At 58.6% G+C, this 21,957-nt stretch carries 23 protein-coding genes; 22 read left to right on the top strand and 1 reads right to left on the bottom strand.

Features of this window, described 5'->3' with window-relative positions; genetic code table 11:
* Window positions 1-41 precede the first annotated feature (41 nt).
* Window positions 42-662, bottom strand: coding sequence for an endonuclease (locus tag ACOCD2_RS00490; protein WP_293643834.1), 621 nt, complete (start codon window positions 660-662; stop codon window positions 42-44).
* A gap of 155 nt (window positions 663-817) precedes the next feature.
* Here ACOCD2_RS00490 and ACOCD2_RS00485 point away from each other — a divergent pair, with 155 nt between their 5' ends.
* From ACOCD2_RS00485 to glmS, 22 genes are all read left to right on the top strand, one after another.
* On the top strand, window positions 818-1,447 hold the full coding sequence (locus ACOCD2_RS00485; RefSeq protein WP_293643832.1) for a hypothetical protein: 630 nt from the start codon (window positions 818-820) through the stop codon (window positions 1,445-1,447).
* The gene (locus tag ACOCD2_RS00480; RefSeq protein WP_293643830.1) at window positions 1,438-3,399 is read left to right on the top strand and encodes a vWA domain-containing protein; all 1,962 of its coding nucleotides are present in this window, start codon (window positions 1,438-1,440) and stop codon (window positions 3,397-3,399) included. The genes ACOCD2_RS00485 and ACOCD2_RS00480 overlap by 10 nt, the downstream gene beginning before the upstream one ends.
* On the top strand, window positions 3,399-4,142 hold the full coding sequence (locus ACOCD2_RS00475) for an ABC transporter ATP-binding protein (RefSeq protein ID WP_293643828.1): 744 nt from the start codon (window positions 3,399-3,401) through the stop codon (window positions 4,140-4,142). The genes ACOCD2_RS00480 and ACOCD2_RS00475 overlap by 1 nt, the downstream gene beginning before the upstream one ends.
* Window positions 4,142-5,353 (top strand): ABC transporter permease, encoded by a 1,212-nt coding sequence (locus ACOCD2_RS00470; RefSeq protein WP_293643826.1) that lies wholly within the window; start codon window positions 4,142-4,144, stop codon window positions 5,351-5,353. Before ACOCD2_RS00475 ends, ACOCD2_RS00470 begins: the two co-directional genes overlap by 1 nt.
* 10 nt (window positions 5,354-5,363) lie before the next feature.
* A complete protein-coding gene (locus ACOCD2_RS00465; protein ID WP_293643824.1) occupies window positions 5,364-5,948 on the top strand; it encodes a hypothetical protein in 585 nt (194 codons plus the stop codon).
* Complete coding sequence (locus tag ACOCD2_RS00460; protein ID WP_293687627.1) at window positions 5,941-7,011, top strand: 3-deoxy-7-phosphoheptulonate synthase; 1,071 nt, start codon at window positions 5,941-5,943, stop codon at window positions 7,009-7,011. Before ACOCD2_RS00465 ends, ACOCD2_RS00460 begins: the two co-directional genes overlap by 8 nt.
* Window positions 7,011-7,652, top strand: coding sequence for a 16S rRNA (guanine(527)-N(7))-methyltransferase RsmG (gene rsmG, locus ACOCD2_RS00455; RefSeq protein WP_293643820.1), 642 nt, complete (start codon window positions 7,011-7,013; stop codon window positions 7,650-7,652). The genes ACOCD2_RS00460 and rsmG overlap by 1 nt, the downstream gene beginning before the upstream one ends.
* A gap of 383 nt (window positions 7,653-8,035) precedes the next feature.
* Window positions 8,036-9,253, top strand: a complete 1,218-nt coding sequence (locus ACOCD2_RS00450) for a hypothetical protein (RefSeq protein WP_293643818.1) — start codon at window positions 8,036-8,038, stop codon at window positions 9,251-9,253.
* 82 nt (window positions 9,254-9,335) lie between these two features.
* Window positions 9,336-10,118: a ParA family protein gene (locus ACOCD2_RS00445; protein WP_293643816.1), complete on the top strand. Its 783-nt coding sequence runs from the start codon at window positions 9,336-9,338 to the stop codon at window positions 10,116-10,118.
* A gap of 5 nt (window positions 10,119-10,123) precedes the next feature.
* Window positions 10,124-11,005 carry a ParB/RepB/Spo0J family partition protein gene (locus ACOCD2_RS00440; protein WP_293643814.1) on the top strand — a complete coding sequence of 294 codons (882 nt, stop codon included), beginning with the start codon at window positions 10,124-10,126 and terminating at the stop codon, window positions 11,003-11,005.
* Between the two features lie 139 nt (window positions 11,006-11,144).
* On the top strand, window positions 11,145-11,531 hold the full coding sequence (locus ACOCD2_RS00435; RefSeq protein ID WP_293643812.1) for an ATP synthase subunit I: 387 nt from the start codon (window positions 11,145-11,147) through the stop codon (window positions 11,529-11,531).
* A gap of 9 nt (window positions 11,532-11,540) precedes the next feature.
* Window positions 11,541-12,404, top strand: coding sequence for a F0F1 ATP synthase subunit A (atpB, locus tag ACOCD2_RS00430; protein ID WP_293643810.1), 864 nt, complete (start codon window positions 11,541-11,543; stop codon window positions 12,402-12,404).
* 50 nt (window positions 12,405-12,454) lie between these two features.
* A complete protein-coding gene (atpE, locus tag ACOCD2_RS00425) occupies window positions 12,455-12,688 on the top strand; it encodes a F0F1 ATP synthase subunit C (protein ID WP_041064531.1) in 234 nt (77 codons plus the stop codon).
* A 46-nt stretch (window positions 12,689-12,734) separates the two neighbouring features.
* Window positions 12,735-13,205, top strand: a complete 471-nt coding sequence (locus tag ACOCD2_RS00420; protein WP_293643808.1) for a F0F1 ATP synthase subunit B — start codon at window positions 12,735-12,737, stop codon at window positions 13,203-13,205.
* A gap of 8 nt (window positions 13,206-13,213) precedes the next feature.
* A complete protein-coding gene (locus ACOCD2_RS00415; protein ID WP_293643806.1) occupies window positions 13,214-13,753 on the top strand; it encodes a F0F1 ATP synthase subunit delta in 540 nt (179 codons plus the stop codon).
* Window positions 13,754-13,766: 13 nt separating this feature from the next.
* Window positions 13,767-15,308 carry a F0F1 ATP synthase subunit alpha gene (gene atpA, locus ACOCD2_RS00410; protein WP_293643804.1) on the top strand — a complete coding sequence of 514 codons (1,542 nt, stop codon included), beginning with the start codon at window positions 13,767-13,769 and terminating at the stop codon, window positions 15,306-15,308.
* Window positions 15,309-15,346: 38 nt separating this feature from the next.
* Window positions 15,347-16,222: a F0F1 ATP synthase subunit gamma gene (atpG, locus tag ACOCD2_RS00405; RefSeq protein ID WP_293643802.1), complete on the top strand. Its 876-nt coding sequence runs from the start codon at window positions 15,347-15,349 to the stop codon at window positions 16,220-16,222.
* Between the two features lie 71 nt (window positions 16,223-16,293).
* Window positions 16,294-17,673 carry a F0F1 ATP synthase subunit beta gene (atpD, locus tag ACOCD2_RS00400; RefSeq protein ID WP_293643800.1) on the top strand — a complete coding sequence of 460 codons (1,380 nt, stop codon included), beginning with the start codon at window positions 16,294-16,296 and terminating at the stop codon, window positions 17,671-17,673.
* A 21-nt stretch (window positions 17,674-17,694) separates the two neighbouring features.
* Complete coding sequence (locus tag ACOCD2_RS00395; protein ID WP_293643798.1) at window positions 17,695-18,120, top strand: F0F1 ATP synthase subunit epsilon; 426 nt, start codon at window positions 17,695-17,697, stop codon at window positions 18,118-18,120.
* A gap of 83 nt (window positions 18,121-18,203) precedes the next feature.
* The gene (locus ACOCD2_RS00390; RefSeq protein WP_293643796.1) at window positions 18,204-18,704 is read left to right on the top strand and encodes an FKBP-type peptidyl-prolyl cis-trans isomerase; all 501 of its coding nucleotides are present in this window, start codon (window positions 18,204-18,206) and stop codon (window positions 18,702-18,704) included.
* Between the two features lie 13 nt (window positions 18,705-18,717).
* Window positions 18,718-20,079 (top strand): bifunctional UDP-N-acetylglucosamine diphosphorylase/glucosamine-1-phosphate N-acetyltransferase GlmU, encoded by a 1,362-nt coding sequence (gene glmU / locus ACOCD2_RS00385; RefSeq protein ID WP_293643794.1) that lies wholly within the window; start codon window positions 18,718-18,720, stop codon window positions 20,077-20,079.
* Window position 20,080: 1 nt separating this feature from the next.
* A complete protein-coding gene (glmS, locus tag ACOCD2_RS00380) occupies window positions 20,081-21,907 on the top strand; it encodes a glutamine--fructose-6-phosphate transaminase (isomerizing) (RefSeq protein WP_293643792.1) in 1,827 nt (608 codons plus the stop codon).
* Window positions 21,908-21,957: the final 50 nt, after the last annotated feature.

Genomic DNA, 21,957 nt, shown 5'->3' with positions numbered 1-21,957 from the left:
GGCGGGGATTTTACACCCTTCCATTGGATTTGGGGGAATGACTATCGGATATAGGGATTGGGTTTGCCCTGGATCCTGGCAACCGCCCTGTTGTGACGTTTTTCCTCGGCATCCGGTGGAAACTGCCGGTTCCACTTTTCCAGCATCTTGCGTTGCTTGCGGTAGATGTCCAGACCGTACTCGTCCGACATGTAGAGCATGGCCCGCGCGATGCGCCCCCGGACCTCCGGGCGGGGCTCGACCCGCCGCTTGCGGAAATCCACCTCGAAATCACAGCCTCTGTACTTGTGGTTTTCCCCTTCGATGATGCCGAAGGCCATGGCGCCGCGGGTCTGGTTGACGTCCTTGCGGGCGGGATACATGTTATGCATGTCCGACTCGATGAGGTTGAAGCGCGGGCTGTTGTGGCGACATTGCTCGCGCTTGCCGCAGCGCAGTTTTTTCGTCACCCAGCTCATGGGATAGACGTGCTCGACATTCACGCTGCGGTCGAAAGGGCGGAATTTCCGGCCACAATAGAGGGTCTCGCCACCGTTGGGGTAGACACCCTGCCAGTAGCTGCGCAGGCTGTCCAGATAATTGCGCTGGGGTGGGCGCGAGCAGGCGGTGGCGGCCCAGAGAGCCAGTATGAGGAGAGCAAGGAGAAGGTTTCTTGTTTTCATGGTGTCGGTCAGGAAGCTCTCTAACGGGTCCGGGCGCCGGAAGCGTGTTCGGACATGTTCAGAGCTTCCCTGGGTTACAGTCGGATGGTTGTGCGATAATATCGCTCTTTCGTCGAAGAGTGTTAGTCATACCCTCCAGGTTTGCCGGTGTCTCCATGCAAGAAGGACAAAACAAGAGCAGCAATTCCACCTCCAACCGCCTGTGGCTGATCATCAGCCTGGTGATCGCCGTAACCGTGGTTGCAGTGATGATGGTGCCGGACAAGGAGAAAAAGGCAGAAGACATACCCCCGCCGGGAGAAGCGCCCGCAGAGACGCCCGCACCCACAGTCCCTGCAGAGAGCCGGGCCGGGACTGCCGCGAATGAAGCGCCTGCTGAAACCAAAACGGGCTCTGCCGGGGTGGAAGGCGAGGCGGCGCGTGCCTATCTTGCCAAGGCTGCCAGCGAAGGGCTGGGCGTGGATGCGCTGCTTGCCCAGGCGCAGGCCTTCCAGTCGGAGGGGAAGCTGGGGGATGCCTGGCTGCTGTATTTCAAAGCGGCGAAAGACGGTTCTGCCGAAGCGGCCATGATGCTGGCCCAGCAGGCGGATCCTGCGTATTTCAGGGCGGGGAGCACGGTGCTTTCCCAGCCGGACGTGGTGCAGGCCCACAAGTGGTACGAGCAGGCGCGGCGCAACGGCAGCGGCGTGGCGCAGCAGCGTCTGCAGCAACTGCTGGTTGAGCTGGAAAAAGCGGCCAGCTCAGGCGATGAGCAGGCGGCCGTACTGCTGGAAAAATGGAAATGAAGCAAATGATGAAGATCGGTGGTTTGGGTTTACTGGTGCTCCTGGTTCTGCTGGGCGGGCAGGCGCTGGCGGATACGAAAAAGCCACTGCTCATGGAAGGCAAGCAGGCGCTCTATCAGCGGGTGCTGGCCATTCCGGATGCCCGTCTCCATGATCAGCCGGGAGATGAACAGGGTACGGCGGTTACGCCATTCAGCGCCTTCTATGTCTATGAGCGCAAGCCGGTTCAGGGAAATGAATGGCTGCTGGTGGGCGTGGACAAGCACGGCAGCCTCTCCGGCTGGCTGGCGGCGAAGGACAGTATCTCCTGGAACCAGGGGCTCACCGTGGTGTTCCGTGATCCGTCGGGACATGACCGGGTGCTGATGCTGCGCGACAAGGCTTCCCTTGAAGCGCTGGCCAGGCAGCCGGGCAGCGAAACCTACCGCAAGCTCTACGAACAGGCGGTACAGGGAGAATTGCCTGCAGACTCGCCGGTGGTGGCGATCCAGCCCGCCGGTCATATCGACATCCGCAAAGATTTCTACCTGGTGCCCATCCTCGATTTCAAGGACACCTGGCTGGGAACCGAACAGGCGCGCATGCTGAAAATCGCCAGTGTACCTCTGGCCAGCAGGAAGGCGGCGCCGGCGGCTGACGGGGCGAAGCGGGAATACACCGCCGGCCTGGTGTTCGTCATCGACGCCAGCCTCTCCATGGATGAATACATCCAGCGCACCCGTGAGGCGGTGATGAAAATCTACGACCAGCTCGGGGATGCGAGGCAGCTGGGCAGGGTGAATTTCGGCCTGGTGGCATTCCGCGACAATGCGAAGGCGGCGCCCGGACTGGATTACACCGCGCGCACCTACGTCACCCTGGAGCAGGGGCGTGATCCCGGCGTGTTTCTGGAAAAGGTGGACCAGCTCTCCGCGGCGAAGGTTTCCAGCAAGGATTTCCGCGAGGACGCCTACGCCGGCCTGCAGCAGGCCATCGAAGGCATGGGCTGGCAGGGGCACGACGCCCGCTATATCGTACTCATCACCGATGCTGGGGCGCGGGAGGGTGACGATCCCCTGTCCACCACCGGCCTGGGAACGGTGGCCCTGCGCCAGCTGGCCCAGGACAACGGCATCGCCATCTTCGTGCTGCACCTGAAGACTCCGTCCGAAAACGCGGATCATGCCAGGGCGGAAGCCCAGTACCGCGAGCTGTCCGATTTTCCCGGTATCGGCAGCCTGTATTACGGCGTGCCGACTGGGAACGTGGAAGAGTTCGGCACCGTACTGGACAGCCTTGCCGGGCAGATTTCCGCCCAGGTCGCCCAAGGGCTGGAAGCACAGCCGCAGCCTGCCCGGCCCGAGGCGAAAGAGAATACCCGTCTCACCGAATTGCAGCTCAAGGTGGAAAAACTGGGTTATGCCCTGCGCATGCAGTACCTGCAACAGTTTCAGGGCCAGCCTCCCCGGGTGTTCAACGCCTGGATGCTGGATCATGACATGAGCCAGCCACAACGCCAGACCGTGGACGTGCGGGTTCTGCTGACCCGGGATCAGCTGTCGGATATGCACGATATCCTGCGCCAGGTGCTGCGCACCGCGGAGGACGGACTGCTGTCGCCCCAGAATTTCATCAACGAACTCAAGAGCCTGGCAGCCACCATTTCGCGCAACCCGGAAGAACTGGGGCGTACCACGGCGACCACCGCCGGGGAGGGCAACAGCCTGGTGGACATGGGCTTCATCGGCGACTATATCGAAGGGCTGCCCTACACCGGCGAGGTCATGTCCCTGTCCCTGGACGACTGGCAGAGCTGGCCAGCGGCACAGCAGATCGAATTCCTGCGCCGCCTGGAAGAGAAGGTCACCTACTACCAGGCCCTGCATGACAACACCGATCTGTGGATCAGTCTGGACAACGGCCCGGTCAGCGGTGATTCGGTCTTTCCCCTGTCCCTGGATATGCTGCCCTGATGCAGGAAAACAGCCCTTCCGGGGTCATCTACCAGCTCAAGGATGTCGCCAAGACCCGCAGCAGCAACGGCTACAGCTTCGGGCTGCGGGTGCCGTCCCTGCGCATCCAGCGGGGCGAGAAGATCGCCCTGATCGGCGAGAGTGGCTGCGGCAAGTCCACCCTGCTGGACATGCTGGCCTTTATTCTGCAGCCCAGCGACATCGGTAACTTCAGCTTCCATGCGGACAGCAACACAGAGGTCGATATCGGCCTTGCCTGGCGTAAGCACAGGCGCAACCGGCTGGCCGCCCTGCGCAAGGCGCACATGGGGTATGTTATGCAGACCGGCGGTCTGCTGCCTTATCTGAATATCTACGACAACATCAATCTCTCCCGCCAGATGCTGGGCATGAAGGATGACGGCACGGTGGAGACCCTGGCGAGGGAGCTGGGACTGACGCGCCATCTGAAAAAACTTCCCGACGCCCTGTCCACGGGGGAACGCCAGCGTGTGGCCATCGGCCGGGCGCTGGCGCACCGCCCTGCTATCATCATTGCAGACGAACCCACGGCATCGGTGGATCCCTTTGCGGCGGAAAAGATCATGTCACTTTTTATCGGCATGGTGGAAGAGCGCAACATTACCGTTATTGTTGCCAGCCATGCCTGGCGGCATATCAAGCAGCTTGGGCTGCGCAGACTGGCACACCACACCCGGCGCTCGAAGGATGGCCGCATGACAGAAACCGTGGTGAGTGGCTGATGCTGCGCCAGAAACGTCAGACCCTGGCCCTGGCCAGCAGGGACTATTTTCACGAATGGCAGATCTCTGTCTGCTTCGTGCTGGCGCTGGCCGCGGTGCTGGGACCCATGCTGGTGCTGTTCGGGCTGAAGTTCGGCATCGTGGGCACCATGATAGACGAGCTGGTCGAAAATCCGGCCAAGCGCGAGATCCGCCCCGTGGGCAGTGGCCATTACGACCGGGTATGGATAGACAGCCTGCGCAAGCGGGACGATGTGGCTTTCATCGTGCCGCGTATCCGCAGCATTGCGTCCACCCTGTCGGTGAGCAGCGAGCAGGCCGGGCGTATCCTGCAGTTCGAGGTGATACCGTCAGCAAAAGGTGATCCTCTGCTGGATCCGCAGCTTGAGCCGCCTTCCGGGATGGACAGGGTCGTGCTGTCCGCCAGTGCTGCAAAGAAACTGCAGGTGAGTGCCGGTGATCATATCGAAGGTAGCCTGCAGCGTCGCTTCCGGGGCAGGAAGGAGCGTGTCGCCATGGATCTGCAGGTGGCGGCGGTGGCACCGGCCACCGGTTTCAGGCGAGACGGTCTGTTTGCTTCGGTGATGCTGGTGGAGGCGCTGGAGGATTTCCGCGATGGCCGTGCCGTTCCTGCCCTGGGCTGGGAGGGCAGTGCGGCGGTACAGGCGCGCAGCTACACCGGTTTCCGCCTGTATGCCCGTTCCATCTACGACGTGGCGGCCCTGAACGACAGTTTCGAGCGCAGTGGTATCGAAGTGCGCACCCAGGCGGCGGATATCGAAAGCGTGCGGCGCATGGACAACACCCTGTCGGCCATCTACTGGGCCATCGCCCTCATCGGGCTGGGGGGCTTCTCCCTTTCCCTGGGGGCCAGCCTGTGGGCCAACGTGGACCGCAAACGCAAGGAACTGTCGGTGCTGCGCCTAGTGGGTTTCCGTACCGGCGATATCATCCTGTTTCCCGTGGTGCAGGGCCTGTACACCGCCGTTTTCGGCTGGGCGCTGGCCTGTGGTATCTATCTTGCTGCTGCCTGGAGCATCAATTTCATGCTCGCGCCCCAGCTGGAAAGCGCCCAGAAGATCTGCCGCCTGCTGCCGGAACACTATGCTATTGCTCTGGCGATAACTGCGGGTGCTTCCATACTGGCTGCTATACTCGCGGGTATTCGCGCCGCACGTGTGGAGCCTTCGGAAGGCCTGCGGGAAATCTGAACCGGGAAGGATGAAGACATTTCGTGAAAACCTGATCTACCTGAGCCTGACTGCCACCGTGGTGGTGGGAGGCTATGCCTTCCTGCGCTATGCCTACCGGGTGATGGACAAGATGCCCTTTACCCAGGAGATCGTGCTGATCATTCTGGGTACGGTGGCCACGGTGCTCATTACCGCCATGCTGCTCAACAAGCAGACGGAAGTGGAGCTGAAGAAAGAGCAGAGCATCAAGTTCATCGAACTCAAGTCCGAGATCTACATGGACTTCATCAGCCATATCGAGCAGCTGATGCTGGACAAGGCGGTCACCGAACAGGATCATGTGCGCCTGCAGTTTCTCACCCACAAGCTGGCCATGGTGGCCAGCCCGGCGGTGCTGGAGCAGTACCAGCAGTTTCTGGAAGTGTTCAACCGTTCTGCCAGGGATGCCTCCCTGGATCGCAGCGAAGGCAGCGCCATTTCCACCGCGCTGGCGGAACTCACCGTGAAAATACGCCAGGATCTGGTGGGGGAACTGGACCAGAACGGCGTCTATGATCTGGCGACCATCAATCAACAGGTAATGAACAATGCCCGAGAATCCTACAATGGATGATCCGAAACAGGCTGCCGCCGTGAAGCATCTTGCCAACACCAATGTGCTGGCGGAGGATGTCATTCTCAGCCCCGCGGCCCTGCGCGAGAAACTTCCCCTGTCTGATGTTGCCAGAGAGACCGTGGCCTCCGGCCGCCAGGCGGTGAAGGCTGTGCTGGATGGCAGGGATTCCCGTCTGCTGGTTGTCGTCGGCCCTTGTTCCATTCACGATCCCGAAGCTGCCCTGGAGTATGCGCAACGCCTGCTGGCACTTTCGCAGAAACTGTCTTCTTCGCTGCTGATACTGATGCGTGTGTATTTCGAAAAACCGCGCACCACCACGGGCTGGAAAGGCCTGATCAACGATCCGCATATGGACGACAGTTTTCAGTTGGAAGAAGGGCTGCATATCGCCCGCCGCCTGCTGGTGGATCTGGCAGAAATGGGCATGCCAGTGGCGACCGAAGCGCTGGATCCCATCAGCCCCCAGTATCTTGCCGACCTGTTTTCCTGGGCCGCTATCGGGGCGCGCACCACGGAATCCCAGACGCACCGGGAAATGGCTTCGGGCCTGTCCATGCCCGTGGGTTTCAAGAACGGCACCGACGGCAGCCTGGACGTGGCCATCAATGCCCTGCATGCCGTTTCCGAACCACACAGTTTTCTCGGCATCAATCCCCAGGGGCGCACCGCCATCATCCGCACGCGGGGAAATGCCTGCGGGCATGTGATCCTGCGCGGTGGCGGCGGCCAGCCGAACTATTCGTCCGTGAACGTGGCACGCTGCGAGCAGGCGCTGCAGGCGGCAAAACTGCCCCAGAACATCATGGTCGATTGCAGCCATGACAATTCGGAGAAAGACCCCCGGCAGCAGAGTCTGGTGGCAAGGGATGTGCTCAACCAGATCCGTGCGGGCAATACCTCCATCATGGGCATCATGCTGGAAAGCCATTTGCACGAAGGCAATCAGCCCATTCCCAAAGACCTTGCTCAGCTGCGCCACGGCGTGTCTGTCACCGATGCCTGCATGGACTGGGGCAGTACCGAGGCACTGCTGCAGGAGCTTGCCGACGGGCTTTCCTGATGCCGGACAGATGGGAGCAGCAGCTGAGCCAGGGGCTGGCGGAAATGAAGCTGGCCGCAACTGCTCATCAGCAGCGGCAATTGTTGGACTATCTGGCATTGCTGGAAAAGTGGAACAGGACTTTCAATCTCACGGCCGTGCGTGATCCCGCCATCGTGGTGTCGCGGCAGTTGCTCGACAGCCTTTCAATTCAGGATCTCTTGCGTGGCGAACATGTGCTGGATGTGGGCAGTGGCGCCGGGTTGCCGGGGATTCCCCTGGCCATCATGAATCCTGAACGTGCGTTTACCCTGCTCGATACCAACGGCAAGAAGACCCGTTTTCTCAGGCAGGCAAAGCTTGAGCTGAGGCTGGACAACGTACAGGTCGAACAGGTGCGGGTTGAGCAGTATCATCCCCCACGGCTGTTCGACACCATCACTTCCCGTGCCTTTGCCTCACTGCCGGACATGGTCGAACTCACCCGTCATCTGCTGGCTCCCGGGGGAAGCTGGTTGGCGATGAAGGGTACGGTTCCCGGGGATGAGCTCGATGCGCTGTCAGGTGAAATTAACTATAAAATACATAAGCTTGCCGTCCCGGGTGAGGACGCCCGGCGCCACGGTATCCTGATCTGCCCTCCTTTGACGGGCAAAATGTGAGAATTGTCCTACAAACACTCGGGGTGTTTGTCCATAGGCAGCCTTCCTGATCCTGTCTATAGTCATACCGTAGTTTCAGATTCAGTTGCGGGAGTGATTCGAGATGGTCAGGCAAAGCAGTGACGCGATACGGGGAAAGGATCAGCCAATGCTGCGTGAGCGGCGCATGTTCAGGCTGTTGCTGCAAAGCAACCCCAACTATTTCGGTAATGCCGCGTTCAGCCATTTTCCCGCCAGATCTCCCGTAAGCTGCAATACTTATTTATGAGGCGCTTTCCTGTCTGGGTTACAGCCCCGAGAAGCGTCAGCTGGCCGCCGTCATCAGCCTGTTCCGTTCCAGCGGTTATGGCGCGGGGACGCGTATCAGCAGTGCGCCGGAATACGTGCGCTTCTATTTTTCTTTTGACGGAGGGCAGAGCTGGGAGGATCAGGGTTGTACCAGCGTGGAAGTGCGCAATGCCTTTGCGCTCAGCGACCGGCAATATGCCGTTTCCCTGGTGCTGCCGGAAGATGCTGTGTCCTTTCCCGCCGGCAGCGCCCGGCTCAGGGCCATACTGTCCTGGAATGATGCGCCCCCCGCCGGGTCACCGGACTGGCAACCGGTTTTTGGCGGGATCATGGAGACCACGGTCTGTATGAGTGCCCAATCGCCGGCACCCGTAGTACAGAAGCCGACGCGGGTTACCGACGAGGTACTGTGTGGCATCGGTCTGGTGCAGGATGAGCTGCTGGTGGCGGTCGTGCATGTGGAAGGTCCGGGGCATCTTCCCGAGCACCATCATGTCACTTTCTGGGCAGATACTGACGGAAACAGCACCTTCGTGAAGCACCTGGGGACGGCGGACATGGCGCTGTCCTCCCTGGGAAGTATACCGCGTGAAGGTGTGGATTATGTCCTGCAGCTGCCCGTCGATCTCGATGCCTACCGTCTCGATTGTGCCGAAAACAGCCGGACATTGCGCGTGAGGGCCATTCTTTCCAGAAGCAGATCGGGTGCACGCAGCAAATTCCAGTGCGTTCCCACAGAACGGGGCTGCAGGGATGCCAGCCTTACGATTGCCCCGCGGGTAAATGCGGCAGCAGGGACGATTGCGCTGGTGGGCGGCTTGCCGGCAGTCACCGCGGTTCCTCAGGAGCTTTTCCTGCGGGACATGAAACCGGCATCCGAAGGTTTCCTTGTCCAGGGCGTACCCTTGCTCAGGCACAGCTATGTGGTGGAGGTCAGTGGTGACGGCGTGCACTGGCGACCGCTGCTGGATGAGGTGAAGGTCAGGAATGCCCAGGGCGTTATCCGCCATCACCGGCCGGATCCCGAAACCGGTCTCTTCGCCTACCTGCCGGTGGAGCAGAACGTGACGGGTGTGCTGGCATGCTGGGATGCTGCGGGAGTGGGAAAATGGCGGGTGCGCCTGCGGAACTTCTTCGGTGCCATGCCCTTGCCGGACAGTGATGTGGTGGCTGTCCACCTGGAGGAAAGGGTGCCTATCGGGAGTGAACAGGATACCCCAGCCATGCTGCGCAACGGGGTGCTTTCCGCCAGCCAGTCAGAGATGGCAGCGCCGCTGGATATGGGCTGGAATCATCCTCCGCTCAGAGCCTGACAGGGAGCGCCGCTGCCTTTCTACCACCTTGCCGCTCAGGCTGGTAAACTGACGCCTTTCCATTCAGGATCATAGGCATTACATGGTGCGGATCATCAGTATCGCCAACCAGAAGGGCGGGGTTGGCAAAACGACGACAGCGGTGAATCTCGCTTCTGCATTGGCGGGGGTACGCAAGCGTGTGCTGCTGGTGGATCTGGATCCGCAGGGAAACGCCACCATGGGCTGCGGTGTGGACAAACATGAGCTGGAGCTGTCCGCCTGTGACGTGCTGCTGGAGAACACACCTGTGCGAGGCGTGTTGCAGCGCAGTGTGGCAGACCAGTTCGACGTGCTGCCATCCAATACCGATCTGACGGCTGCGGAAGTCGGCCTGATGAATCATCCCATGAAAGAGCGCCGCCTGGCGCTTTCGCTCAAGCCCATTCAGGACAATTACGACTATGTCCTGATCGATTGCCCGCCTTCCCTGAGTATGCTGACTATCAATGCCTTCGTTGCCAGCGGCGGGGTGCTGGTCCCCCTGCAGACAGAATACTATGCCCTCGAGGGGCTTTCCGGGCTGCTCAACACCATCGAGCAGATCCGTGAATACTATAACCCGGCGCTGAAACTCGAAGGCATACTGCGCACCATGCATGACATGCGCAACCGGCTTTCCGCCGAAGTCTCCCGCCAGCTCATTGAGCATTTCAGCGACGAAGTGTTCCGCACCATCATTCCGCGCAACGTCCGGGTTGCCGAAGCGCCCAGCCATGGGCAATCGGTTCTGCTGTATGATAGGTATTCGCGAGGGGCGGTAAGCTATATGGCCCTGGCGAGTGAAATGGTGCGTCGGCACGAGTCACAATCAACAAGCGACTGAATATTATGGCAAAACGAGGATTAGGCAGGGGCCTGGATGCCCTTCTCGGGGGAGCGCAGTCTGCACCCCGCAACAACAGGGAAGCGCCGGCTGCCGGTGATGGCGTGCCGAAAATGCTGGCGGTGGATCTGGTGCAGCGCGGGCGTTTTCAGCCCCGGCGGCATTTCGACGAGGACCGCCTGCGCGAACTGGCCGACTCCATCGCCGCGCAAGGCGTGGTGCAGCCTGTGGTGGTACGCCCGGCAGGAGAGAATACCTACGAACTGATCGCCGGCGAGCGCCGCTGGCGCGCGGCCCAGCTGGCGGGACTGACCGAAATACCCGTGGTGGTGCGGGATGTTGACGACCAGGCCGCCATGGCCATGGGGCTGATCGAGAATATCCAGCGTGACGATCTCAATCCCCTGGAAGAAGCCCAGGCCCTGCACCGTTTGCTGGAGGAATTCGAGCTCACCCATCAGCAGATTGCCCAGGCGGTGGGAAAATCGCGCACCACGGTCACCAATCTGATGCGTCTACTGGAGTTGAATCCGGACGTGAAAGTGCAGGTCGAGGCCGGGCATCTGGAAATGGGTCATGCCCGGGCGCTGCTCTCACTGGAAGCCGATCTGCAAAGTCAGGCAGCCCAGCTCGTGGTGAAGAAAGGGTTGTCTGTCAGGGAAACAGAAGCGCTGGTGCGCCGCTTCAAGGAGCATGGCGGCGAGCCTGCCCGCCGTGTTGCGCCATCCGTCGAAGACGATCCGGACGTGCGCCGCCTGATTCAGGGCCTTACGGACAGGCTGGGGGCGCCAGTGCAGCTGAAACAGGCCGCAAACGGCAAGGGAAAGCTGGTGATCAGCTATAACAGTCTGGATGAGCTCGAAGGGATCATGGTGCATATCAAATGATTTTTGCTGCCGGGGGCATTTTTTGCGATTTCGCATATACAAACCCCCTGCAGCTGCAGTATGCTTTAATAGCTGTATCGGTTGACCTTATGCGTGAAAAAACTTATGATGCGCTCGCTTTGCAGGGAGGCAGCGCAGCATGATGGGCAAGCCGATGGACTGGCAGCGCGTGAAGCAGCTGCTGTTTGTACAGGCAGGGCTGGTTACAGCAGCAACACTGGCCGGTATGGCGGTTGGAAAAACAGCGGCATTGTCGGCATTTCTGGGCGGTGTCATTGCGCTGGGGGCAAGTGCGATTTTCGCGTTTTGGGTTTTTGCACCTTACCGGGCGCAGCAACCCGGCATCCTGGTAACAAGATTCTACATTGCAGAGGTCGGCAAGCTGGTTTTTGTGGCCTGTGCTTTTGCAGTTATATTTATATGGTTGAGGCCGCTGAACGCAGTGGCTCTTTTTGTGAGTTTTTTTCTGGTTCAGGTAGTGTCTCCCGTGCTGGCTCATTGGCTGACAGGGAAGGCGCAGAGATAAGTTGAGACGATGGCTTCCGGCGAAACAGTTACTTCCAGCGAATATATTCAGCACCATCTCACCAATCTGACCTTCGGGAAGTTTCCGGACGGGCATTGGGGGATCGCGCACAGCGCGGCAGAAGCCAAGGAAATGGGGTTCTGGGCGCTGCATCTGGACAGCCTGTTCTGGTCTACCGCGCTGGCATTGGTTTTCGGCTACTTCTTTTACAAAGCGGCGAAAAATGCCACTTCCGGAGTTCCCGGCAAGCTGCAGAATTTTGTCGAGACAATGGTGGATTTTGTCGAGGACAGCGTCAAGGGTTCTTTCTCCGGACGCAATCCCCTGATTGCTCCCCTGGCGCTGACAGTTTTCTGCTGGGTTTTTCTGATGAATCTGATGGATCTGGTGCCCGTCGATGTGCTGCCTCGCCTGGCAGGCGCCATCGGTATCCACCACATGAAAGTGGTGCCCTCAACAGATCCCAACATCACTTTTGCCCTGGCGCTGGGCGTTTTTGCGCTGATCATTTATTACAGTATCAAGATCAAGGGTGTGGGCGGTTTTGTCCATGAACTCACCGGCATGCCTTTCCAGACCGAAAGTATGGCGCTGAAGCCCATATTTTTCGTCATCAACCTTTTTCTCGAAGGTGTCAACCTGCTGGCCAAGCCGCTTTCGCTTTCCCTGCGTCTGTTCGGTAACATGTATGCGGGGGAGATGATCTTTATTCTGGTCGCATTGATGTACGGCGCCGGTATCGGCCTGGGAATTTTTGGTGGCGTGTTGCAGTTCGTATGGGCGGTGTTCCATATTCTGATCATTACGCTGCAGGCGTTCATTTTTATGACCCTGACCATCGTCTATCTGGACATGGCGCACAGTGAACACTGATTTGGTTTTTTAACTTTTATTTTTATCTTTATTGAGAACTGGAGACAATCATGGAACAAGCACTGCTGGTTATTGCCGCCGCTATCATGATGGGGTTGGGCGCTGTGGGCGCCGCTATCGGTATCGGCGTCCTCGGGGGACGCTTCCTGGAAGGCGCCGCTCGCCAACCGGAGTTGATTCCCATGTTGCGTACACAATTCTTCATCGTCATGGGCCTGACGGACGCCGTACCCATGATCGCTGTGGGTCTGGGTATGTACGTGCTTTTTGCCCTCGCAGGTTAAGACCTCGGGTGACTATCAAACCTCTCGTCTTTAATGGGGTAACGGGATGAATATAAATCTGACTCTCATCGCCCAACTGATATCTTTTGCGGTGTTCGTATGGTTCACCATGAAATATGTCTGGCCGCCGATGATCAAGGCAATGGAAGAGCGCAAAGCGCGTATTGCCGACGGTCTGGCCGCTGCCGAACGTGGTGTACATGAGAAAGAACTGGCGCAGCAGGCAGCACTGGAGAAGCTTCACGAAGCCAAACAGCAGTCTGCAGAAATCGTTGCCAGGGCAGAAAAGCGTGCCGCAGAGATCGTGGATGAAGCGAAAGACCAGGCGCGGAGCGAAGGTGAACGTTTGCTTACCGCCGCCCGTGCTGAAATCGATCAGGAAGCCAACAAGGCGCGGGAAGTGCTGCGGTCCAAGGTGGCGGAGCTTGCGGTCATGGGTGCGGAAAAAATTCTGCGCAAGGAAATCAACGCTGAAGCTCACAAGGATATTGTGGACTCCCTGGCCAAGCAGATCTAGGCAATATCATGTCCGATGATTTGATTACCATTGCCAGACCCTACGCCGAAGCGGTATTCGATCGCGCCGTGGAAACGGATGCGCTGGACAGCTGGATGGAGATGCTGGCGTTTCTCGCTGCCGTGGTTTCTGATGAATCGGTCGCCGATATCATCGTCAATCCTTCGGTGGCTCACGAACGCAAGCTGCAACTGCTGCTGGATATCGGCAAGGATCAGCTGACCGACGAAGGACAGAACCTGGTGCGGCTGCTGGTGGAAAACGACCGTCTCCCGGCGCTACCGGAGATTTCGAATCTGTTTCAGCAGATGAAGAGCGAACATGATGGTGCCATCGATGTGGAAGTTATTTCCGCCTATGCGCTGAAGCCCGCCGCTGAGAAAGAGCTTGCCGCCGCTTTGAAAAAAAAGCTGGGGCGGGACGTGAAGATCAGCAGCACCAAAGATCCGGAGCTGATCGGTGGGGTGAAGATTCGCGCAGGCGATATGGTTATTGATGGTTCAGTGGCTGGGCAGTTGTCCCAGCTGGCCAACGAATTAGGAATTTAAGCGGGTAAGCGACATGCAACTCAATCCCTCTGAGATAAGCGAGCTGATCAAGAGCAGAATCGAGAAATTCGATCTGAAGTCAGAAGCTCATAATGAAGGTACAGTAACCGCCGTTACTGACGGAATCGTGCAGATTCACGGACTGGCCGATGTCATGTCCTACGAAATGCTCGAATTCCCGGGCAACACCTACGGCCTGGCTCTGAACCTGGAGCGTGACACCGTAGGCGCAGTAGTGCTGGGTGATTACAAGCACATTACCGAAGGTGATTCGGTGAAATGTACCGGCAGGGTGCTGGAAGTGCCCATCGGCCCCGAGCTGCTGGGTCGGGTAGTGGATACTCTGGGCAATCCTCTGGATGGCAAGGGTCCCATAGACACCAAGCTGTCAGCCGCCATGGAACAGATTGCCCCCGGCGTTATTGCGCGTAAATCTGTCGATCAGCCGGTGCAGACCGGTATCAAGGCCATCGATGCCATGGTGCCTATCGGCCGCGGTCAGCGCGAGCTGATCATCGGCGACCGCCAGACCGGCAAGTCCGCCATCGCCATCGATGCCATTATCAACCAGAAAGGCACCGGCGTTAAGTGTATCTACGTGGCGGTGGGACAGAAGAACTCCACTATCGCCCAGCTGGTGTGCAAGCTCGAAGAGCATGGCGCCATGGAGCACACCATCATCGTGGCTGCTCCCGCCGCCGATTCGGCTGCCATGCAGTTCCTGGCCCCTTACGCCGGTTGCACCATGGGTGAGTATTTCCGTGACCGCGGCGAAGATGCCCTGATCATTTATGATGACCTCACCAAGCAGGCCTGGGCCTATCGCCAGGTATCCCTGCTGCTGCGCCGTCCGCCGGGCCGTGAGGCCTATCCGGGTGACGTCTTTTACCTGCATTCCCGCCTGCTGGAGCGCTCCGCGCGCATCAATGCGGAAGAGGTCGAAAAGCGCACCAACGGTGAAGTGAAAGGCAAGACCGGCTCTCTGACCGCCTTGCCCATCATCGAAACCCAGGCAGGTGACGTGTCCGCTTTCGTACCCACGAATGTTATCTCCATCACCGATGGTCAGATCTTCCTCGAGTCCGACCTGTTCAACGCTGGCGTACGTCCTGCCATCAACGCCGGTTTGTCCGTATCCCGGGTGGGTGGTGCGGCCCAGACCAAGATCATCAAGAAGCTGGGTGGCGGTGTTCGCCTGGCGCTGGCCCAGTACCGTGAACTGGCGGCTTTCTCCCAGTTCGCTTCTGATCTGGACGAAGCCACCCGCAAGCAGCTGGAGCGCGGACAGCGTGTTACCGAGCTGATGAAGCAGGGTCAGTATTCGCCCCTGTCCATCGCGGAAATGGCCATTTCCTTGTTCGCTGCCAACGAAGGCTACCTGGATGACGTGGATGCCGAAAAGGTAGTGGATTTCGAGGCGGCGCTGCTGTCCTACATGAACAGCAGCCAGAGTGAACTGGTGAGCAAGGTGAACGAGAGCGGCGACTGGAACGATGAAATCGAAAACGCCTTCCATGAAGCGCTGAAAGATTTCAAGGCCAATCACAGCTGGTAACTTGCAGCTGACATCCAACAGACAGACAAGGTTGAAACATGGCAGGCGCTAAAGAGATACGCACACAGATCGGCTCCATCAAGAACACGCAAAAGATAACGCGTGCGATGGAAATGGTTGCCGCAGCGAAAATGCGCAAGGCGCAGGATCGCATGCATGCGTCGCGTCCCTATGCGGAAAAGATGCGTACCGTCATCGGACATTTGGCCATGGCGCATCCGCAGGTGAAGCACCCTTTCATGGTTCGCAGGGGCATCAAGTCCGTGGGTTACATCATCGTGTCTTCCGACCGTGGGCTGTGCGGCGGCCTGAACAACAACCTGTTCCGCCGCCTGGTCAAGGACGTGGAGAAGCTGCATGATGAAGACGTGGATGTCCGCTACTGCCTGGTGGGCAGCAAGGCGGTGGCTTTTTTCAGCCGCGTCGGTGGACAGGTCATGGCGCAGGCCACCCAGATTGGCGAGTCTGCCCATATGGAAGATCTGGTAGGTACGGTCAAGGTCATGCTGGATGCCTATGTGGACGGCGAGGTGGATGAGATTCGCATTGCCTACAATCGCTTCGTCAATACCATGACCCAGGAGCCGATCGTCGAGCAACTGGTGCCCCTGCCAGAGGCAGAGGAAGACGAGGAAGAGGCGGCCAAGCTGCGCACTCACTGGGACTATATTTATGAGCCGGACGCTGATGTTGTGCTGCAGGATCTGCTGGCGCGTTACGTGGAGTCCCTGGCCTACCAGGCCGTCGTGGAAAACGGTGCCTGCGAACAGTCCGCGAGAATGGTGGCCATGAAGGCGGCATCTGACAATGCCGGCAGCCTCATCGACGAGCTGGAACTGGTTTACAACAAGGCGCGGCAGGCGGCGATCACTCAGGAGATATCTGAGATCGTCAGTGGTGCTGCGGCCGTATAGAGAATTTAAACATTTTGTTATTCGTCGTCTTTGCAGACGACACGGACATTAAATATTAAGAGGATCCGCACATGAGTACGGGTAATGTGGTGGAAATCATTGGTGCTGTGGTAGACGTTAAGTTTCCACGTGACTCCATGCCAAAGATCTATGACGCACTGAAGATCGAATCGGAAAACCTGATTCTGGAAGTGCAGCAGCAACTGGGCGACGGCGTGGTGCGTACCATCGCCATGGGTTCGACCAATGGTCTCAAGCGGGGTCTGGATGTTGTCAACACCGAAGCGCCAATCAGCGTACCGGTTGGCCAGGGTACCCTGGGGCGGATCATGGATGTGCTAGGTGAACCGGTGGACGATGCCGGTCCGGTAAAGACCGACGTAGTTATGCCCATCCACCGTGAAGCTCCCAAGCTGGAAGACCAGGCCACCACCACCGAGGTGCTCGAGACAGGCATCAAGGTTATCGACCTGATCATGCCCATCGTCAAGGGCGGCAAGGTTGGCCTGTTTGGTGGCGCCGGTGTGGGCAAGACCGTAACCCTCATGGAGCTGATCCGTAACATTGCCGTGGAGCACTCCGGTTTCTCCGTATTCGCTGGTGTGGGCGAGCGTACCCGTGAGGGTAACGACTTCTATCATGAAATGAGCGAAGGCGGCGTACTGGACAAGGTATCCCTGGTCTACGGCCAGATGAACGAGCCTCCCGGTAACCGCCTGCGCGTCGCGCTTACCGGCCTGACCATGGCGGAATACTTCCGTGACGAAGGCCGGGACGTACTGATGTTCATCGACAACATCTACCGTTACACCCTGGCGGGTACCGAGGTATCCGCACTGCTGGGGCGCATGCCTTCTGCGGTAGGCTACCAGCCCACCCTGGCGGAAGAAATGGGCGTGCTGCAGGAACGCATCACCTCCACCAAGACCGGTTCCATCACCTCCTTCCAGGCCGTCTATGTGCCTGCGGACGATCTGACCGACCCGTCTCCCGCAACGACATTTGCCCACCTGGACGCGACCTTGGTGCTGTCCCGGCAGATCGCCGAACTGGGTATCTACCCCGCGGTGGATCCCCTGGATTCCACCTCAAGAATTCTTGATCCCCATGTGGTGGGCACAGAGCACTATGAAACCGCCCGTGCGGTTCAGGGTGTGCTGCAGCGCTACAAGGAACTGAAAGACATCATCGCCATCCTGGGTATGGATGAACTGTCCGAAGACGACAAACTGGTCGTACAGCGCGCACGTAAGATCCAGCGCTTCCTGTCCCAGCCCTTCTTCGTGGCGGAAGTATTCACCGGTGCGCCGGGTAAATATGTTTCCCTCAAGGATACCATCAAGTCGTTCAAGGCCATCGTCGCGGGTGAGTATGACCACCTGCCCGAGCAGGCTTTCTATATGTGCGGTGGTATCGAGGATGTCATCGAACGAGGCGGTCAGCAAAGCTGACCCCAAGCCGGAGAATAAATCATGGCCATGACCGTGCATGTGGATATCGTCAGTGCTGAAGGCAGTCTGTTTTCAGGGCAGGGCGAAATGATCTATGCGCCTGCCGTGATGGGCGAGATCGGTATCGCACCCCGGCACGCGCCGCTGGTCAGCCGGCTCAGGCCCGGCGACGTGCGTGTCGATCCGGGGCAGGGCAAGCCCATGGAACATTTCTATGTGTCCGGGGGTATCATCGAAGTGCAGCCTTTCCGCATCACCATCATGGCGGATACCGGCATCCGTGCCGCTGACCTGGATGAACTGGCGGCAAAAGAAGCCAAACAACGCGCCGAAGCGGCCCTGGCCAATAACTCCAGCAAAATGGAACTGGCCAAGGCACAGGCCGAACTCGTTGAAGCCATGGCGCAACTTCGGGCTATTGAAAAACTGCGTAAAATTAAAAGTTAACGGTAGTTTAGCGCCAATATATTATCTATCGGCCCTGGCGGTGAAAGCTGCCAGGGCTGTTCGTTTTTTATAGAATCCTTATTATGAGCAAAGAAATCGTACAACCCGGAAAATATGTTTCCATCAGTTACACCATCCGCGACCAGGATGGTAATGTGGTCGAGCAGCATGATCTGCCCATCGGATTCGTCTACGGTTCAGATACCGAACTGATCGGCGGTATGGACAAGGCCATCGCCGGAAAGAAAGCGGGCGACGAAGTGGAAGTGGAATTGCCACCGCAAGAAGCATTCGGCGAGCATGATCCCGAACTGACCTTCACCGACGACCTGGACAACGTGCCTCCCCAGTTCCGCCATGTGGGTGCGGAAGTGCAGATGCAGAACGAAGCGGGAGAGACCAAGACCTTCTTTATCGCAAAAATCGAAGATGGTAAGGTGAGCATCGACGGAAACCATCCCCTGGCGGGCAAAACGCTGACGGTGCAGGTCAAGATACTTGAGGTGCGTGATGCGCAGCCGGGAGAAGACCGTACCAGCGGCATCCATTCCGTACAGGCGCCGGGGTCAACCAGTATCAATTAAGGAAGAGATCAACATGAAACTGGGTATTGTCATTCTCGCAGCGGGGCAGGGCACAAGAATGAAGTCCAGTTTGCCCAAGGTGCTTCATCCTCTTGCCGGCCGTCCACTGCTGGCCCATGTGCTCGAAACCGCCCGCTCCCTGCAGCCGGCTAAGACCGTCGTGGTCTATGGTCATGGCGGTGAACGGGTCCGCGACACCATCGACAACCCCGATATTCTCTGGGTCGAGCAGGCCGAACAGCTGGGCACGGGCCACGCGGTGCAGCAGGCCATGCCCCTGTTGCAGGACATGGACAAAGTGCTGGTGCTCTACGGCGATGTGCCGCTCATCAGGGCGGAGAGTCTGCAGGCGTTGGTCCACGAGGCGGTATCCGGACTCGGCCTGATGACTGTTACCCTGGACGATCCAATCGGTTACGGGCGCATCGAACGTGATGCCGATGGCAGGGTGCTGCGCATCGTCGAGCAGAAGGATGCCAGCGAAGAGCAGCTCGCCATTCCCGAGATCAACACCGGCATCATGCTCATCGATACCGCAAGGCTGCGGGGCTGGCTGCAGGAACTGTCCCCGCAGAATGCGCAGGGCGAATATTACCTTACCGATATCATTGCCATGGCCGTTCGTGACGGCGTGGACATTCATGTTACCCAGCCCGCGGATACGGTGGAGGCGGAAGGCATCAACGATTGCCTGCAACTGGCGTCCCTGGAACGGGTGCTGCAGCGCTGGCAGGCCGAAGCGCTCATGCGTGATGGTGTTACCCTGAAAGACCCCGCCCGCTTCGATCTGCGTGGCAGTCTGACTGCCGGCACCGATGTCATCCTGGACGTGAATGTCATCATCGAAGGCCAGGTTGTTCTCGGCAACAATGTAACCATCGGCGCAAACACGGTGCTGCGCAATGTGCAGGTGGCAGATAACGTCTGCATCCGGGAAAACTGTGTGATCGAAGATGCCGTCATCGGTCCGGACAGTGCCATCGGCCCGTTCTCCCGCATCCGGCCAGGTACCGAACTGGTGGGTGGTGCTCATGTGGGTAATTTCGTGGAGATAAAGAACTCCACCATTGGCCTGGGTTCCAAGGTCAATCATCTGAGCTACATCGGTGACACACAAATGGGAAGCGGTGTGAATATTGGCGCCGGCACCATCACCTGCAACTATGACGGTGCCTACAAGCACCAGACGGTTATCGAAGACAAATCATTTATCGGTTCGAATGCAGCGCTCGTGGCCCCGGTGCGTATCGGGCAAAACGCCACCATCGGGGCAGGCTCGGTCATTGCAAAGGATGCGGAAGCGGGCGAGCTCACATTGGCGCGGGGCAAACAAGTGACCATCAGGGGCTGGAAGCGGCCCAGCAAGGAGAAATAACATGTGTGGAATCGTTGGCGCCATTGCAACCAGGGACGTAACCCCCATACTCATGGAAGGGCTGCGGCGGTTGGAATATCGCGGTTATGATTCGGCCGGCATTGCCATCAGGGATGGCAATGGCCATATGCAACGCATACGCTCCGTCGGCAAGGTCGCTTCGCTGGCAGAGCGTTTGCAAGATGCGCCTATCGCCGGCGACCTCGGCATAGCCCACACCCGCTGGGCCACCCATGGCATTCCCGCCGAGCGCAATGCCCATCCGCACATGAGTGGCGAGCAGGTGGCGATCGTGCACAACGGCATCATCGAAAACCACACCGAATTGCGTGCCGAACTCGAAGCCGAAGGCTATCGCTTCGTGTCGGAAACAGATACCGAAGTCATCGCCCATCTGCTGGCGCGGGCGCTGAAAGCCGAAAAGGATCTGCCAACCGCGTTCCGCAAGGTCATCTCCCGCCTGGTCGGCGCCTATGCGCTGGCCGCCTCAACCCCGGATGATCCTGATCGCATCGTCGTCGCTCGTGCCGGCAGCCCTTTGGTCATCGGTGTGGGAGACGGTGAGCACTTCATCGCATCCGATGTCTTTGCCCTGTTGCCGGAAACCCATGATTTCATCTTTCTGCAGGAAGGTGATCTGGCGGAAATCTACCGTGATCATGTAAAGATTTTCGACCAGGATGGTGTGGAGGTAGATCGTCCGGTAAAGTCATCCAAGCTCAATGCCAGCGCCGCAGACAAAGGCCCCTACAGTCATTACATGCTCAAGGAAATATTCGAGCAGCCCGGTGTGGTGGCGGAAACCCTGGAAGGGCGTATCCACAAGGGCAGACTGCTGGAAGAAAGCTTTGGCTATGAAACCAGAGCATTGCTGGACAAGACCAAGCAGGTGCATATCATCGCCTGCGGCACCAGCTACCACGCCGGACTGGTCGCCCGTTACTGGTTCGAAGATATCGGCATACCCTGCATGGTCGAGGTCGCCAGTGAATACCGCTATCGCAGAACTGTGGTGCCGGAAGACACCCTGTTCGTCACCATCTCCCAGTCCGGTGAAACCGCAGATACCCTCGCTGCATTGCGGGAGACACGGAAGAAAGGTTACCTGGGCAGCATGGTAGTGTGCAATGTGCCCGAAAGTTCTCTGGTGCGTGAATCCGACGTGGCACTCATGACCCGTGCAGGCACCGAGATTGGCGTGGCCTCGACCAAGGCGTTCACCACCCAGCTGGTCGCCCTGCGCCTGCTGGTGCTGGCGCTGGCCAAACGGATGGGACAAAGCGAGGAAGAACAGCGCCTCCTCATCGAAGAGCTGCACGCTCTGCCACGACAGCTTGAAGTGGCGCTCAAGCTCAGCGGTGCTATCCAGCACATGGCCGAATCCTTCTCGGACAAAGAACATGCCCTGTTCCTCGGTCGCGGGCCTTTCTACCCCATCGGCATGGAAGGTGCGCTGAAGCTGAAGGAAATCTCCTACATTCATGCCGAAGCCTATCCGGCAGGTGAGTTGAAGCACGGTCCCCTGGCGCTGGTGGATGAAAAAATGCCGGTGGTCTGCGCCCTGCCCAACGATCCCCTGCTGGACAAGGTGCTGTCGAACCTGCAGGAAGTACGCGCCAGGGGAGGCGAGCTGTTCCTGTTCAGTGACAAGGCGGTCAATATCGAACTGGACAAATACCAGTCACTCACGCTGGCAGATATCAATCCAAGCACGGTGCCCATTGTCTACACCATTCCCCTGCAATTGCTGGCCTATCACGTCGCCGTCCTCAAAGGCACCGATGTCGATCAGCCCCGCAATCTAGCGAAAAGTGTCACTGTTGAGTAGGTGTTTTTCCCGAATAGTTTATTTGTGACCGGGGAATAAAGTCTTTAACT

The sequence above is a fragment of the Thiolapillus sp. genome, assembly GCF_048562965.1.
Lineage (GTDB): Bacteria > Pseudomonadota > Gammaproteobacteria > Chromatiales > Chromatiaceae > Thiolapillus > Thiolapillus brandeum_A.
The sequence above is the reverse complement of the archived record's forward strand: the minus strand, read 5'-3'. Positions and strand labels throughout refer to the sequence as shown.

Excerpts from the sequence above, each read along its gene's own strand:
- ACOCD2_RS00490 (WP_293643834.1), bottom strand. The coding sequence starts at position 662 with ATGAAAACAAGAAACCTTCTCCTTGCTCTCCTCATACTGGCTCTCTGG.
- ACOCD2_RS00485 (WP_293643832.1), top strand. The coding sequence starts at position 818 with ATGCAAGAAGGACAAAACAAGAGCAGCAATTCCACCTCCAACCGCCTG.
- ACOCD2_RS00480 (WP_293643830.1), top strand. The coding sequence starts at position 1,438 with ATGGAAATGAAGCAAATGATGAAGATCGGTGGTTTGGGTTTACTGGTG.
- ACOCD2_RS00475 (WP_293643828.1), top strand. The coding sequence starts at position 3,399 with ATGCAGGAAAACAGCCCTTCCGGGGTCATCTACCAGCTCAAGGATGTC.
- ACOCD2_RS00470 (WP_293643826.1), top strand. The coding sequence starts at position 4,142 with ATGCTGCGCCAGAAACGTCAGACCCTGGCCCTGGCCAGCAGGGACTAT.
- ACOCD2_RS00465 (WP_293643824.1), top strand. The coding sequence starts at position 5,364 with ATGAAGACATTTCGTGAAAACCTGATCTACCTGAGCCTGACTGCCACC.
- ACOCD2_RS00460 (WP_293687627.1), top strand. The coding sequence starts at position 5,941 with ATGGATGATCCGAAACAGGCTGCCGCCGTGAAGCATCTTGCCAACACC.
- rsmG (WP_293643820.1), top strand. The coding sequence starts at position 7,011 with ATGCCGGACAGATGGGAGCAGCAGCTGAGCCAGGGGCTGGCGGAAATG.
- ACOCD2_RS00445 (WP_293643816.1), top strand. The coding sequence starts at position 9,336 with ATGGTGCGGATCATCAGTATCGCCAACCAGAAGGGCGGGGTTGGCAAA.
- ACOCD2_RS00440 (WP_293643814.1), top strand. The coding sequence starts at position 10,124 with ATGGCAAAACGAGGATTAGGCAGGGGCCTGGATGCCCTTCTCGGGGGA.
- ACOCD2_RS00435 (WP_293643812.1), top strand. The coding sequence starts at position 11,145 with ATGATGGGCAAGCCGATGGACTGGCAGCGCGTGAAGCAGCTGCTGTTT.
- atpB (WP_293643810.1), top strand. The coding sequence starts at position 11,541 with ATGGCTTCCGGCGAAACAGTTACTTCCAGCGAATATATTCAGCACCAT.
- atpE (WP_041064531.1), top strand. The coding sequence starts at position 12,455 with ATGGAACAAGCACTGCTGGTTATTGCCGCCGCTATCATGATGGGGTTG.
- ACOCD2_RS00420 (WP_293643808.1), top strand. The coding sequence starts at position 12,735 with ATGAATATAAATCTGACTCTCATCGCCCAACTGATATCTTTTGCGGTG.
- ACOCD2_RS00415 (WP_293643806.1), top strand. The coding sequence starts at position 13,214 with ATGTCCGATGATTTGATTACCATTGCCAGACCCTACGCCGAAGCGGTA.
- atpA (WP_293643804.1), top strand. The coding sequence starts at position 13,767 with ATGCAACTCAATCCCTCTGAGATAAGCGAGCTGATCAAGAGCAGAATC.
- atpG (WP_293643802.1), top strand. The coding sequence starts at position 15,347 with ATGGCAGGCGCTAAAGAGATACGCACACAGATCGGCTCCATCAAGAAC.
- atpD (WP_293643800.1), top strand. The coding sequence starts at position 16,294 with ATGAGTACGGGTAATGTGGTGGAAATCATTGGTGCTGTGGTAGACGTT.
- ACOCD2_RS00395 (WP_293643798.1), top strand. The coding sequence starts at position 17,695 with ATGGCCATGACCGTGCATGTGGATATCGTCAGTGCTGAAGGCAGTCTG.
- ACOCD2_RS00390 (WP_293643796.1), top strand. The coding sequence starts at position 18,204 with ATGAGCAAAGAAATCGTACAACCCGGAAAATATGTTTCCATCAGTTAC.
- glmU (WP_293643794.1), top strand. The coding sequence starts at position 18,718 with ATGAAACTGGGTATTGTCATTCTCGCAGCGGGGCAGGGCACAAGAATG.
- glmS (WP_293643792.1), top strand. The coding sequence starts at position 20,081 with ATGTGTGGAATCGTTGGCGCCATTGCAACCAGGGACGTAACCCCCATA.